The organism is Paraburkholderia tropica, assembly GCF_014171495.1.
GTDB lineage: Bacteria > Pseudomonadota > Gammaproteobacteria > Burkholderiales > Burkholderiaceae > Paraburkholderia > Paraburkholderia tropica.
In genome coordinates, this window is the sequence record NZ_CP049135.1 from 1,259,470 (window position 1) to 1,272,995 (window position 13,526).

Here is a 13,526-nt window from a genome sequence, read left to right on the forward strand (position 1 = left end):
TGGTGATAATAGCCGCTCCTGATGTTCGCGCGGCCATTTTATAAGCTCAATGCCTCGCGAGCCCGTTGTCAGAGGCAAATTTGGAGACAGACATGCAACTCGAACTCGCGCAGATTCCCCTCGTGGACGGCGCCGTCGCGCCCAACCTCGAACGCACGCTGGACGCCATCGGCAAGCGCCGCGCGGGTACCGACCTCATGGTGTTCCCCGAAGCCACGCTCACCGGTTTTCCCACGCGCGAGAACGTGCGCGACATCGCCGAGACGCTGTCCGGCCCGTCGCTGACCCGCGTGCGCGACGCCGCGCGCGACGCCAATGTGGCCGTCGCCGTGGGCCTCGCCGAACGTGACGGCGAGCGCTTCTACAACACCACCGTCCTGATCGACGAGCGCGGCGAGATCGCCCTGCAATACCGCAAGACGCATCTGTGGGCCACCGACGTGGGCGTGTTCACGCCCGGCGACCGCTACGAAGTCTGCGAATTCAGGGGCATGACCGTCGGCCTGCTGATCTGCTACGACATCGAGTTTCCCGAGACCGCGCGCGCGGTCGGCACGCTCGGCGCCGAAATGCTGGTCGTCACCAACGGCAACATGGATCCGTTCGGGCCCGTGCACCGCCGCGCGATCGTGGCGCGCGCGATGGAAAACCAGATGTTCGCGGCGCTCGTGAACCGTATCGGCGACGGCGACGACAACCTCACATTCCCCGGCGAGTCGGCGCTCATCAGCCCGTTCGGCGACGTGCTGGCCGAACTCAAGCACGAAGACGCCGTGCTGCCGGTCACGGTCGATCGCGCGCTGCTCGCACAAAGCCGCGAGCACTACAGCTATCTGCACGACGCGCGCATCGCGCTCAATCTCGTCGACGAAAACGACGCGCAGGGCCGCCGCTCGCTCAATATCCGCGCGCGGACGCGGTAAAAAACCGCTGAAAACCGTTTTCCGGCACGGCTGCGTAATTCTCACGCGCGCCGCGCCGACCACCAAAAATAAAGCAACGACGCGTGGCCCGAACACCGGCCATCGCAACGTCAGGCGCGCGACACGCACTGATTCGCACCCCGAATCAATGCGTGCGACGTCAAGCCGGACGCTTCACTCACGCATGCGCAGAGATCGGCTGGACTTCACTCGCAGATCCTTGCAACCCACCCGCAGCATTTCGGAGACACCTGCATCATGAAGCCATCCTCGCCACCCGCCCAAAGCGCACACAGCGCAAGAGAGCCGCACCTCAAGCGCACGCTCGGCCTGCCGTCGGTGCTGCTGTTCGGCCTCGCCTACATGGCGCCGCTGATCGTCTACGGCACCTACGGCGTGCTCGCCGGCGCAAGCCAGGACACGGCCGCGCTCGCGTACCTGATCGCGCTCGTCGCGATCGTGTTTACGGCGCTCAGCTACGGCAAGCTCGCCCGTCTGTTCCCGGTCGCGGGCTCCGCCTACACGTACACGCGCAAGAGCTTCAACGCGCATCTGGGCTTCATGATCGGCTGGGCCACGCTGCTCGACTACTTCTTCCTGCCGATGGTGATCTGGCTGATCGGCGCGGCCTATCTGGGCGCGGCGTTCCCGAGCATTCCGGCGTGGGTGTGGATCGTCGCGTTCATCGTGCTGACGAGCGGCCTGAACGTGCTCGGCATCGAACTGGCCGCGCGCTTCAACATCGTGCTGATGGTCGTGCAGCTCGGCATCGCCGCCGTGTTCGTCGTGCTGTGCTGCCACTACGCAGCCGCCGCCGCGGGTCCGGGCGGACTGCTGACCGCGCAGCCGTTCTTCCAGCCGCACGTGCCGCTTTCGGCGACGATGGCCGGCGCCGCGATCGCCGCGTATTCGTACCTCGGCTTCGACGCCGTCTCGACGCTCACCGAAGAAACCATCGAGCCCGAGAAGACCATTCCGCGCGCCATCGTGCTGATCGCGCTGGTGGGCGGCGCGATCTTCGTGATCGCCGCGTACACGCTGCAGCTCGCGCATCCGGGCGCCGTGTTCAAGGACCCGGACTCGGCCGCGTTCGAAATCGCGCGCAAGGTCGGCGGCGACATCTTCGTGACGATCTTCCTCGCGGGCCTGATCCTCGCGCAGTTCGCCTCGGGCATCTCGGCGCAGGCGAGCGTCGGCCGCCTGCTCTATGCGATGGGCCGCGACGAAGTGCTGCCGAAGTCGATCTTCGGCTACATTCACCCGCGTTTCCGCACGCCCGCCATCAACATCGCGATCGCCGGCATCGTCGGCCTGATCGCGCTGAAGCTGGACGTGGCCACGTCGACGTCGTTCATCAACTTCGGCGCGTTCCTCGCGTTCACGTCGGTGAACCTCTGCGTGATCCGCCAGTACTTCAGCGGCGCGGCCGGCACGCGCGGCTTCGGCGTGCTCGGCGGCCTGGTGTTCCCGCTGATCGGCGCGGTCACCGACCTCTGGCTGCTCTGCAGCCTGGAAAAAACCGCGATCGTGCTCGGCGTGATCTGGTTCGTGCTCGGCCTCGCCTACCTCGGCTGGATCACGCGCTGCTTCCGCCGCGCGCCGCCGGAAATGGCGGTTTAAGCGTCGAAACAAGCCTCGAAATACAGCGCGTTCCCCACGCGCTGAAGTAAAAAACGGCGAGCCGCCCGCAGGGGCGCTCGCCGTTTTTCGTTGCATGCGCAACGAATGACACTCGATCAGCTCACTGATCGGTCAAGCCCGCCATCCGCGCGGCGGCCATCACCTCGCGCTTCGTATCGAGAATGTGCCGCTCGATCAGCTCGACCACGTCGTCGACGGCGCGCCGTTTGCAGGCATCGACGATCTCGTAGTGATCGCGCTGCACGTCGCCCTTTTCCGTATCGAGCGACATACGCAGATGCGGATAGCGATTCGTCGTCGACAAACAGTATTCCTCGATCATCTTGCGCAGCCGCGCGTTGTTCGCCGGCGCGCACAACGCGAGGTGGAACTGGCGGTTGTACTCGGCCCAGTCGGCGGGCGAGGTGGAGGCGTCGTAGGCGGCGAGGATGCGCTTCATCACGTCGATGTCGGCGGCCACCATGTTCGGCACCGCCAGCTTCGCCGCGTACGTCTCCAGCGCGGCGCGAATGTCGAGCAGCTCGCAGATCTCGCGCGTCGACATCGCCATCACCACCGCGCCGCGGTTGAGCTGGTAGCTCACGAGCCCTTCGGCCTCGAGCTGGCGCAGCGCCTCGCGCACCGGAATGCGGCTCGCGCCGAAGCGCTCCGCGAGGCTTTCCTGGCGCAGTTGCGCACCCGGCGGCAGCACGCCGCGCAGGATCTCATCGCGCAACTGGTCGCGGATGGTTTGAGGCAGCGATCGCTGGTCTTCCTTGCCCTGCACTGTCGTCATGTGTTCGTGTGCGTTTGCGCCGGCCGAACGAAGGCCGACGAAAAAAAGTTGTCGTCGTTTTTTTTGCCTGCCAGAATTGGATACAATCCAAGCAAATATGGATACTTGATGAGGCGGAATGTATCCGCCAAGTGTATCCGTCAATCCATCGATTTGCCGTTGCCGCGTCCTTGTCCGGAGACCCTGTGGGATGTTGTAAGCATCTGAAAAACAAACAATTTTAGCGTATCCGCCGAACCGCCCCGAAGCCGTTGCGAGCGCAACGGATTGCGGACGGCTCGGGCGCTGACCGATTCACCCCTATGCAGAACGGCACGCCGCGCATTCCCGTGCGCGGCGCGGGCCCGCCTGCGCCCATGAAAACGTAGAACGCTGAGGAGAGAACCAGGATGACACGCCACACCACCCCGAGCCTGCGCCTGCGCGCACCCGTCATGATCGCCGCGCTCGCGGGCCTCTGGAGCGCCGGCGCGCTCGCCCAGGCCACCGACGTCAAGATCGGCTTCGCCGCCCCGCTGACCGGCGGCCAGGCCCACTACGGCGCCGACTTCAAGAGCGGCGTGCAGATGGCGATCGAGGACGAAAACGCCACCAACCCGACCATCGGCGGCAAACCGGTGCATTTCGTGATCGACGCCTACGACGATCAGGCCGACCCGCGCACGGGCACGACGGTCGCGCAGAAGCTCGTCGACGACGGCGTGTCCGCCGTCATCGGCCACTTCAATTCGGGCACCAGCATCCCGGCCGCGCCGATCTACGCGAAGGCCGGCATCCCCGAAATCGCCACGGCGACGGCGCCCGCCTACACGCGTCAGGGCCTGCCGACGACCTTTCGTCTCGTGACGTCCGACGCGCAGCAGGGCAGCGTGCTGGGCGCCTACGTCGTGAAGGATCTGAAGTTCAAGCGCTTCGCCGTGGTGGACGACCGCACGGCCTACGGCCAGGGCGTGGCCGAGGAATTCGCGAAAGCCGTGAAGGCGGCGGGCGGCACCGTGGTCGCGCAGGAGTTCACCAACGACAAGGCCGTCGACTTCCGCTCGATCCTCACGCACATCAAGTCGGCCGACGTCGACGCGATCTTCTACGGCGGCGCCGACACCCAGGCCGCGCCGATGCTCAAGCAGATGAAGTCGCTCGCCATGAAGGCCACGCTGATCGGGCCCGACATGGTCCATTCGGCCGAGCTGATCAAGATCGCCGGTCCGGCGGCCGAAGGCGCGCTGGCCTCGTCGGGCGGCAGCCCGCTCGAACAGATGCCGGGCGGCAAGGACTATGTCGAGCGCTACACGAAGCGCTTCAACAAGCCGGTCGAGCTGTACTCGCCGTACGCCTACGACGGCACGCGCGCCGTGATCGCCGCGATGAAGAAGGCCAACTCGACCGATCCGCACGTGTTCCTCGCCGCGCTCAAGGCGACCAGCATGAAGGGCGTGACGACCAACGAACTCGCCTACGACCAGTACGGCGACCTGAAGTACGGCGGCGTGACCGTCTACAAGGTCGTGAACGGTCAGTGGCAACCGCTCACCACGGTCGGCACGAAGTAACGCATCGTTCCGCGCGACCTCGCGCCGCTCCTCGGGGCGGCCCGGCGTCGCACGGTCCAGGGGAACAGCCGGCGGTACCCGGCTGCGGCGCGCCAGCGGCGGATCACACTTCTCCGTCTGCCGGGACGCGCGCCGGGTTGACACGGGCTTTCGCCACGCGCGGAAGCCCGTTTTTTTGGCCATTTTTTTCGCCACGCGCTTGCCGTCCGGATGGCGCAGAATGGCAGAGTGAGTAGGTGCTCACTTTCGGTTTGTGCGTGATTTTGTCTCGGTCGAGGCGGGCGCCAGCGCGCGTTTTCGCCCGTTTTCGGCCTTGCCGATCGCGCCCCCGATACGACCGTTCGGTCGTAGAAACCCGAACCGAACTACAATTGCCGTCCGACGTCTGCCGTCTCGCTTCCCTCGAATATGTCCCGTTTTTCCCGAGTTGCCCCGTTTCTGCTGATTCCGCTAGCCGCCGCGCTGGGCGCGTGCTCGTCCGCGAAGCCTAAATTCCAGGACGACCAGCTGTGGAGCAGCGCCCCCAGCCCGTTCTCGCGCAACTTCGCCTACGGCAGCGCCGACGCCTGCGAGGCGTCGCGCCGCGCCCTGCTGAGCCAGGGCTACATGACGACGATGGCCAAGAGCGACACTGTCGACGCGACCAAGAATTTCCAGCCGACGAGCGACCAGCACATCGTCGTGGAAGTGCACGTGGTCTGCACCTCCGGCGACGCCAGCAATTCGAGCATGGTCTACGTGAACGCCGTGCAGAACGGCTATGCGCTGAAGAAGAGCGATACGTCGGCGAGCGTCGGGCTGTCGATTCTGGGGTCGGTTTCGCTGCCGATCCGCTCGAACAGCGACGAGATGGTCAAGATTTCGAGCGAAACCATCCAGTCGGGCACGTTCTACACGCGCTTCTTCGATCTGGTCAGCCATTACCTGAGCACGGTCGCGAAGAGCGAGCCGATTCCGGCCAGCGGCGCGATCCAGGTCACGCCGCTGCCGCCCGAGATCCTGCCGACCACCGCGACGGCGGCGACGAGCGAAACCGCTCCGGCCGGTTCCGCCGCGCCCGCGGCAGCCGTCGCGGCGGCGGCGACCGGTGCGGCGGCGCTGCACAGCGCCGCGCTGCCCGCGACGCCGGTGCTGGGCCCGAAGGCCGCAGTGGCCGGCGCGACGGCCAACGCCGCGGCGAATGCGGCGGCGGCGGCCGGTGTCGTCACGAATACCGCGCCTGTGCCGGGCGCCACGGCTGCCACGACGGCGGCGGCGCAAACGCTGCTGGCGCCGGTGGCGCCTGCGGCTGCGTCGGCGGCAACAGCGGCTGCAAGCGCGACGGCATCGACGGCCAAGGTCGCGAGCGGCGCGTCGGCGGCCAGCGGGGCTGCAACGGCTGCGGCAGCGGCCGCTTCCGCCGCGAGCGCGCCGGCTGCGCCCACGGCGGCATCGTCGCCGAACAACAACGGCAGCTCGAACCATTCGTCGCTGGACGCCACGACGGCGTCGCAGAACGGCGCGATCGACGCCATCGCCGCGTTCGCCACGGCGGGCAACGGCGCGCAAGGCGCATCGGGCGCATCCGGCGTCGCCGTCAGCTCCGCGCCCTGAGCGCGGTTCACAAGACCGGCGGCGCGCAACGCCCGCCGGTTTCCGCATCGGGCCGACCGCGCGCCTAGCGCAGCCCGGCCATCATCGCCCCCATTCCCACCAGCAGGCCGCCCATCAGCCGGTTCACCGCGCGGAGTCGGCGCGGCCGTTGCAGCACGTTTCGCAGACGGTGCGAAAACAGCGCCATCGACGCCACGCCGCCCGCGAACAGCAGCGCGAATGTCGCGGCCAGCACCAGATACTGGCGATTGGCGCTCCACGCCGCATCGGCGCTGATGAACTGCGGAAAAAACGACGGAAAGAACAGCAAGGTCTTCGGATTGAGCCCCGACGTCGCAAACCCGCGCCAGAACAGATCGCGATGTGAAACGAGCGCCGGCTCCGCCGTCTGCGCTTGATCCAGCGCCTGCGGCTGCGCACCGCCGAGCGAGCGGCTGCGCCACTGCTTGCAGCCCAGCCAGACGAGATACGCCGCGCCGACCCAGCGCAGCACCGTAAGTGAATGCTCACTGATGAGCAGCAGCGAATTCAGGCAGAACGCCGTCAGCACGAGTTGCAGCAGCACGGCGAGCGTGCCGCCCCAGACGCAGGGCAGCGCGCGTCGCCATCCCGCGTGAATGGCCTGGCTCATCGTGAGCACGTTGACGGGGCCGGGCGTGTAGACGAGGACGAGGGCGGCGGCCAGAAACGATAGATACAGCTGAAGCGACATGTTGCGAAATTCGACGGCGAAAAGGGGTGAGCGACGGGGGCGGCGCGCGGATAAGCGCAACGCCCGGGCAACAAAAAACCGCGCAGATCGTGCGCGGTTTTTATTAGCCTTCTTGCCCGATCGGACGTCGCTGCTGCGCGATAAACGCACGTAACGTCCGGTTGGCCGCCGCAGGATGCAACGGAGAATCGGCCCTGACGGTCCACCGTAGCTTGTGGCTGCGGCGGCGCGCCTCGACGCGGGGAGGTGGCCGCGTGAGTCGTGCCGGTCAAGAAGGCATGGGTAAATTATCCCGCCGAAGCCGCAGGATAGGCTTCCTGTTTTCCGGCAAATACCGCCTGCGACCGGAATCTCCTTCCGCTAAAATCGAATTTCCCTGTACAAGATTCTTTTCCGCCATGATCGCTCGCGAACGCCCGCCCAAAACGCTCGACAACCAGGATCTGAAGATCCTGCGCGCGCTCCAGCAGAACGCGCGCCTCTCGAACGCCGAACTCGCCGAACAGGTCGGCATGTCGACCACGGCGTGCTGGAACCGCACGCGCCAGCTGGAAACCGACGGCTATATCGACGGTTACGTGGCGCTCGTGAACCAGCGCAAGCTCGGTTTCGCCGATATCGTGATTCTCGAAGTCACGCTCGACCGCCACGAAGACGACGCGCTCGCGCGCTTCGGCGCGGAGCTGGCCGCACTGCCCGAAGTGCTGGAGGCGTATCTGGTGTCGGGCGAATACGACTACTGGATCAAGGTGGCCGTGGACGGCACGGCGGGCTACGAGCGCTTCCTGCGCGAAAAGCTCTATCGCATTTCGAGCATCCGTCACAGCCGCTCGATGTTCGCGCTGCGCTGCATGAAAGACGTGGCGTCGATGCAGGTGTGATCCGCGCCTTCGCCAATTAGTTCGGCATCCGTATCAATTGGCGAAATTCACGCGGACCGATCGCGTGAATCCGGCGAACGTGCGCCGCTCGCGCGCAGAATCATCCGCACGACTTCATCCGTGGTCGCGTCGAAACTCGCGGCGCTCAGCGCGCGCTTGCCCGAGAGCGCGCGAATCTGCGCTTCGAAATCCGCGTAATGCTGCGTGGTCGCCCAGATCATGTAGAGCAGCGTGCGCGGCTCCACCGGCGCGAGCACGCCTTCCGCGATCCAGCGCTCGATCAGCGTCACGCGCGACTCCATCCACGGCTTCACGCGCTTGAGCAGAATGTCCTGCATATGCGTCGCGCCGCTGATGATCTCGTTCGCCCACACCTTCGAGCCGAGCGGCCTGCGCCGCGACAGCGCCATCTTCGCGCGCACGTAGCCGCCGATGGCTTCGACAGGGTCGTCGCTCGCGTCGAAGGTGTCGGCGGCGGCGTTCCATTCCTCGAACACGTCGTCGAGCACGCGCCAGTAGAGCGCGAGCTTGGTCGGGAAGTAGTAATGCAGATTCGCCTTCGGCAGGCCGGCGCGCTCGGCGATCTGCGCCGTGCTCGCGCCCTCGAAACCGCGCTCGGCGAACACGGCTTCCGCGCAGGCGAGCAGGTGCGTTTCGTTCGATGCGCGAATCGATGCCTTGCGTCGCGGCTTGTGCGCTGCATCAGCGTCGGCGCCTGCCTGACGCATCGCGAGATTCGCGGCTGGCGTGGTCGTGTCGTCGTCGCGCATGGTGATCGGTCCGGTCGAGTGAGAAAGGCATCGCCTCGCAGCAGCAGGCGCTCAAAGGCCCACTGCCGCGTGATACTGCACGATGCCGGCTTCATTGTAGTCAGCGCGCGTGAACGACGCGTAGCACTGCATCGCGTCCACCGCGCGCACCCAGGATAAACACTCACATGCCGCTCGCTTTCGCCTGCGCAAATGCATGCGTTTTCGCGCACTGCAACATGGATGGCACGCTTTTCGCTCGCAACACCGCATTGAATTCGCAAAGTTTATCGTCTACAACCTGTCCAATCGGACAGGATTCGGCAAGCGAGGAATCGCCGGGTCGAATGGACGTCGCGCGCATGCACCGCCGTTGCGCAACGCGCCCCAGACGATGGCACGAATGCACGACCGGCGCGCACGCATCGCGCGATTCGCATGACGAAAGCGATGCAAACGACGCGAGCGCGCCGCACCGCCCCACGATAAGGAGAGCCCCGCATGAACACCGTAAGCGACGCCGCGCTGACCACCGCCATTCACGTGAACGGCCAGCGCCTCTGGGACAGCCTGATGGAGATGGCGAAGATCGGCGCGACCGCGAAGGGCGGGGTGTGCCGCCTCGCGCTCACCGACCTCGACAAGCAGGGCCGCGATCTGATCGTGAAGTGGGCGAAGGAAGCGGGCTGCACGATCAGCGTCGACCGCATGGGCAACGTCTTCATGCGCCGCGCGGGCCGCAACAACGATCTGCCGCCCGTGATGACCGGCTCGCACGCCGACTCGCAGCCGACCGGCGGCCGCTTCGACGGCATCTACGGCGTGCTCGGCGGACTCGAAGTGATTCGCGCGCTCAACGACCACGGCATCGAGACCGAGCATCCGATCGAAACGGTGATCTGGACCAACGAGGAAGGCTCGCGCTTCGCGCCTGCGATGGTGGCCTCGGGCGTGTTCGCGGGCGTGTTCACGCTCGACTACGGCCTCTCGCGCAAGGATGTCGACGGCAAGACGATCGGCGAGGAACTCGCGCGCATCGGTTACGCGGGCGATCTGCCGGTGGGCGGACGCAAGATTCACGCGGCGTTCGAATTGCACATTGAACAAGGGCCGATTCTCGAAGCGGAGAAGAAAACCATCGGCGTGGTGACCGACGCGCAAGGTCAGCGCTGGTACGAAGTCGTGCTCACGGGCCAGGAAGCGCACGCCGGCCCCACGCCGATGCCGCGCCGCCGCGATGCGTTGCTCGGCGCGTCGCGCGTGGTGCAGCTCGTCAATGAAATTGGCCTGCGTCATGCGCCGCTCGCGTGCGCGACGGTCGGCATGATGCAGGTGCATCCGAACTCGCGCAACGTGATTCCGGGCCGCGTGTTCTTCACGATCGACTTCCGTCACCCCGAAGACGCCGTGCTCGCGAAGATGGACGCCGAGCTGCGCGAAGGCATCGCGAAGATCGCGGAACAAGGCAAGCTCGAAGCCGAGGTCGAGCAGATTTTCTACTACGCGCCGGTGCCCTTCGACGCGGCCTGCGTGAAGTCGGTGCGCGCGGCGGCCGAGCGTTTCGGCTATTCGAATCGCGACATCGTCTCGGGCGCGGGCCACGACGCGTGCTATCTCGCGACCGTCGCGCCCACGTCGATGGTGTTCGTGCCGTGCATCGACGGCATCAGCCATAACGAAATCGAGGACGCGACGCCCGAGTGGATCGAGGCCGGCGCGAACGTGTTGCTGCACGCGATGCTCGAACGCGCGAACGAGCCGGGCTAGCGGCTCGCGCTTGAACATCGCTTGATCGTCGCTTGTTCATAGCTTGATCGTCGACTGAATGCCAGCGGCCACAGAGCCGCACAGTGATTCCGCTTTGTCCCCACGTACCGGCCGCGCTGCCTCGCGCACGCGGCCGGCGGACCCGTGTTTTGCCTCGCAAGGAGCATCCGGATGTCCCACTCCACGAAGAACAACGTGCGTGCCACGCCCGGCATCGCCGCAGGACGACTCAGCGCAGCGGAACTCGGCTGCCAGTTCGCCGATGTCGCGCCGCCGCTGTCCGCCAATGCGGCCATCGTCGCCGCCGACCGCTGCCACTACTGCTACGACGCGCCCTGCGTCACGGCCTGCCCCACCGGCATCGACATTCCCAGCTTTATCCGCAAGATCGGCAACGGCAATCTCAAGGGCGCCGCGCGCGACATCCTGAGCGCCAATCCGCTCGGCGGTATGTGTTCGCGCGTCTGCCCGACCGAGATTCTGTGCGAAGGCGCGTGCGTGCGAAATCATCAGGACGGCGAACCCGTCAGCATCGGCGCGCTGCAACGCCACGCCACCGACTTCCAGATGGCGCGCGAACGCGAAGGCGCACCGCCGCTCTTCAAGCGCACGACCGAAACGGGCCGCAAGGTGGCCGTGATCGGCGCGGGTCCGGCGGGGCTTGCGTGCGCCCATACGCTCGCGCTCGCGGGTCACACGGTGAGCGTGTTCGATGCGCGCGAGAAGCCTGGCGGCCTCAACGAATACGGCATCGCCGCCTATAAGACCGTCGACGATTTCGCGCAGCGTGAAGTCGAGTGGCTGCTCTCGATCGGCGGCATCGAGTTGAAGCAAGGGCAGCGTCTGGGCCGCGAGATCGCGCTCGATACGCTGCGCGCGGACTTCGACGCCGTGTTCGTCGGCATCGGGCTGGGCGGCACGCAGGCGCTGAAGATCGAAGGCGAAGGGCTCGACGGCGTGCGCGACGCAGTGGATTTCATCGCCGATCTGCGCGAGTCGCGCGATCTCGCGGCGCTGCCCGTGGGCCGCCGCGTCGTGGTGATCGGCGGCGGCAACACGGCCATCGACGCCGCCGTGCAAAGCCGCAAGCTCGGCGCGGAACACGTCACGCTCGCGTACCGGCGCGGTGCCGCGCAGATGAGCGCGACATGGGCCGAACAGGAATTCGCGCGGACCCAGGGCGTGAGCATCGTCGAGTGGATGAAGCCGTTGCGCATCGTAGGCGCGGGCCGCGTGGAGGCGATCGAGTTCGAACGCAGCGCGCTCGATGCGAACGGCGCGCTGCACGGCACCGGCGAGATCGAACGCATCGAGGCGGATGCGGTGCTCAAGGCGATCGGCCAGACGCTGTTGCCGGAAGGACTCGACGCGCTCGCGTTGAACGACGCCGGCACGCGCATCGCCGTGGACGCCGATGGCGCGACCTCGCTCGCGGGCGTGTGGGCAGGCGGCGACTGCGCCGGACACGGCGCGACCGACCTCACCGTGCAGGCCGTGCAGGACGGCAAGCTCGCGGCGCGCGCCATCGACCGCTGGCTCGCCGCGCAAAGCGAGCAGGCGGCCTGAGCGCAGCGCTGACGCACCACGCACGTACACGAGACAAACCATCGACAAGGAGCCTCATCATGGCCGATCTGCGCTGCACGATTGCCGGTATCGAATCGCCGAATCCGTTCTGGCTCGCCTCCGCGCCGCCCACCGACAAAGCCTATAACGTCAACCGCGCCTTCGAGGCGGGCTGGGGCGGTGTGGTCTGGAAAACGCTCGGCCTCGACCCGCACGTGGTCAACGTCAGCTCGCGTTACGGCGCGACCACCTGGCGCGGCCAGCGCATCGCGGGCCTGAACAATATCGAGCTGATCACCGACCGTCCGCTCGAAGTCAACCTCAAGGAAATCGCCCAGGTGAAGCGCGACTGGCCCGACCGCGCGCTGATCGTTTCGCTGATGGTGCCGTGCACGGAGGCGGACTGGAAATGGATTCTGCCGCTCGTCGAGGACACCGGCGCGGACGCGGTCGAACTGAACTTCGGCTGCCCGCACGGCATGAGCGAGCGCGGCATGGGCGCGGCCGTGGGCCAGGTGCCCGAGTACATCGAAATGGTCACGCGCTGGGTGAAGGAAGGCACGCGCCTGCCCTGCCTCGTCAAGCTCACGCCCAACGTCACGGACATTCGCCACGGCGCGCGCGCCGCGCACAAGGGCGGCGCCGACGGCGTCTCGCTCATCAACACAATCAACTCGATCGTGGGCGTGGATCTCGACGCGATGGCGCCGCTGCCGACCGTCGACGGCAAAGGCACGCACGGCGGCTACTGCGGCCCCGCCGCGAAGCCGATCGCTCTGCACATGGTCGCCGACATCGCGCGCGATCCGCAAACCCAAGGCTTGCCGATCTCGGGCATCGGCGGCATTTCCGACTGGCGCGACGCCGCCGAATTCATCGTGCTCGGCGCGGGCAGCGTGCAGGTCTGCACCGCCGCGATGCATTACGGATTCCGAATCGTTTCCGACATGATCGACGGCCTCTCGAACTGGATGGACGACAAGGGCTACGCGAATCTCGACGCGATCCGCGGCCGCGCCGTGCAGAACGTGACCGACTGGCAATACCTGAACCTGAACTACGACATCAAGGCGCGCATCGATCAGGACCGCTGCATCCAGTGCGGCCTGTGCCATATCGCCTGCGAGGACACCTCGCATCAGGCCATCACCGCGACGAAGAACGGCGAGCGTCACTTCGAGGTGGTCGATGCGAATTGCGTCGGGTGCAATTTATGCATGCATGTTTGCCCGGTCGACGCATGCATCACGATGGAGCGTGTCGATTCGGGCCGCTATGCGAACTGGACGACGCATCCGAACAACCCCGCGCGCGTGGCCGATCCGAAAGCCGCCTGAAACATTGGCCTGACATGCGCGCGTCGACTTGA

At 66.4% G+C, this 13,526-nt stretch carries 11 protein-coding genes; 8 read left to right on the plus strand and 3 right to left on the minus strand.

What is annotated here, in order from left to right; genetic code table 11:
- The first annotated feature begins 92 nt into the window (after window positions 1-92).
- Window positions 93-923 carry a carbon-nitrogen hydrolase family protein gene (locus G5S35_RS20435; protein WP_183038916.1) on the plus strand — a complete coding sequence of 277 codons (831 nt, stop codon included), beginning with the start codon at window positions 93-95 and terminating at the stop codon, window positions 921-923.
- Between the two features lie 258 nt (window positions 924-1,181).
- Window positions 1,182-2,543, plus strand: coding sequence for an APC family permease (locus G5S35_RS20440; protein WP_065057585.1), 1,362 nt, complete (start codon window positions 1,182-1,184; stop codon window positions 2,541-2,543).
- A 121-nt stretch (window positions 2,544-2,664) separates the two neighbouring features.
- On the opposite strand, the gene G5S35_RS20445 is transcribed toward G5S35_RS20440, so the two are convergent.
- Window positions 2,665-3,339: a GntR family transcriptional regulator gene (locus G5S35_RS20445; RefSeq protein ID WP_065057584.1), complete on the minus strand. Its 675-nt coding sequence runs from the start codon at window positions 3,337-3,339 to the stop codon at window positions 2,665-2,667.
- Window positions 3,340-3,728: 389 nt separating this feature from the next.
- On the opposite strand from G5S35_RS20445, the gene G5S35_RS20450 reads away from it, so the two are divergent.
- Window positions 3,729-4,889 (plus strand): branched-chain amino acid ABC transporter substrate-binding protein, encoded by a 1,161-nt coding sequence (locus tag G5S35_RS20450; RefSeq protein WP_080180826.1) that lies wholly within the window; start codon window positions 3,729-3,731, stop codon window positions 4,887-4,889.
- Between the two features lie 408 nt (window positions 4,890-5,297).
- Window positions 5,298-6,482, plus strand: a complete 1,185-nt coding sequence (locus G5S35_RS20455; protein ID WP_065057582.1) for a DUF2242 domain-containing protein — start codon at window positions 5,298-5,300, stop codon at window positions 6,480-6,482.
- A 64-nt stretch (window positions 6,483-6,546) separates the two neighbouring features.
- Here the strand turns inward: G5S35_RS20455 and G5S35_RS20460 are convergent, their stop codons facing one another.
- Window positions 6,547-7,194, minus strand: coding sequence for a LysE family translocator (locus G5S35_RS20460; RefSeq protein ID WP_110325903.1), 648 nt, complete (start codon window positions 7,192-7,194; stop codon window positions 6,547-6,549).
- 398 nt (window positions 7,195-7,592) lie between these two features.
- Here G5S35_RS20460 and G5S35_RS20465 point away from each other — a divergent pair, with 398 nt between their 5' ends.
- The gene (locus tag G5S35_RS20465; RefSeq protein WP_065057580.1) at window positions 7,593-8,075 is read left to right on the plus strand and encodes an Lrp/AsnC family transcriptional regulator; all 483 of its coding nucleotides are present in this window, start codon (window positions 7,593-7,595) and stop codon (window positions 8,073-8,075) included.
- Window positions 8,076-8,122: 47 nt separating this feature from the next.
- Here G5S35_RS20465 and G5S35_RS20470 read toward each other — a convergent pair whose 3' ends face one another.
- Entirely contained in the window at window positions 8,123-8,845 is a 723-nt protein-coding gene (locus G5S35_RS20470; protein ID WP_065057579.1) for a TetR/AcrR family transcriptional regulator, read from the minus strand.
- Between the two features lie 480 nt (window positions 8,846-9,325).
- Between G5S35_RS20470 and G5S35_RS20475 the strand changes: the two genes are divergently transcribed.
- From G5S35_RS20475 to preA, 3 genes are all read left to right on the plus strand, one after another.
- Window positions 9,326-10,591: a Zn-dependent hydrolase gene (locus G5S35_RS20475; protein ID WP_065057578.1), complete on the plus strand. Its 1,266-nt coding sequence runs from the start codon at window positions 9,326-9,328 to the stop codon at window positions 10,589-10,591.
- A gap of 171 nt (window positions 10,592-10,762) precedes the next feature.
- Window positions 10,763-12,157: an NAD(P)-dependent oxidoreductase gene (locus G5S35_RS20480; RefSeq protein WP_183038917.1), complete on the plus strand. Its 1,395-nt coding sequence runs from the start codon at window positions 10,763-10,765 to the stop codon at window positions 12,155-12,157.
- A 59-nt stretch (window positions 12,158-12,216) separates the two neighbouring features.
- Window positions 12,217-13,494, plus strand: coding sequence for an NAD-dependent dihydropyrimidine dehydrogenase subunit PreA (preA, locus tag G5S35_RS20485; RefSeq protein WP_074981212.1), 1,278 nt, complete (start codon window positions 12,217-12,219; stop codon window positions 13,492-13,494).
- Window positions 13,495-13,526: the final 32 nt, after the last annotated feature.

Excerpts from the sequence above, each read along its gene's own strand:
- G5S35_RS20435 (WP_183038916.1), top strand. The coding sequence starts at position 93 with ATGCAACTCGAACTCGCGCAGATTCCCCTCGTGGACGGCGCCGTCGCG.
- G5S35_RS20470 (WP_065057579.1), bottom strand. The coding sequence starts at position 8,845 with ATGCGCGACGACGACACGACCACGCCAGCCGCGAATCTCGCGATGCGT.
- G5S35_RS20465 (WP_065057580.1), top strand. The coding sequence starts at position 7,593 with ATGATCGCTCGCGAACGCCCGCCCAAAACGCTCGACAACCAGGATCTG.
- preA (WP_074981212.1), top strand. The coding sequence starts at position 12,217 with ATGGCCGATCTGCGCTGCACGATTGCCGGTATCGAATCGCCGAATCCG.
- G5S35_RS20475 (WP_065057578.1), top strand. The coding sequence starts at position 9,326 with ATGAACACCGTAAGCGACGCCGCGCTGACCACCGCCATTCACGTGAAC.
- G5S35_RS20450 (WP_080180826.1), top strand. The coding sequence starts at position 3,729 with ATGACACGCCACACCACCCCGAGCCTGCGCCTGCGCGCACCCGTCATG.
- G5S35_RS20455 (WP_065057582.1), top strand. The coding sequence starts at position 5,298 with ATGTCCCGTTTTTCCCGAGTTGCCCCGTTTCTGCTGATTCCGCTAGCC.
- G5S35_RS20480 (WP_183038917.1), top strand. The coding sequence starts at position 10,763 with ATGTCCCACTCCACGAAGAACAACGTGCGTGCCACGCCCGGCATCGCC.
- G5S35_RS20445 (WP_065057584.1), bottom strand. The coding sequence starts at position 3,339 with ATGACGACAGTGCAGGGCAAGGAAGACCAGCGATCGCTGCCTCAAACC.
- G5S35_RS20440 (WP_065057585.1), top strand. The coding sequence starts at position 1,182 with ATGAAGCCATCCTCGCCACCCGCCCAAAGCGCACACAGCGCAAGAGAG.
- G5S35_RS20460 (WP_110325903.1), bottom strand. The coding sequence starts at position 7,194 with ATGTCGCTTCAGCTGTATCTATCGTTTCTGGCCGCCGCCCTCGTCCTC.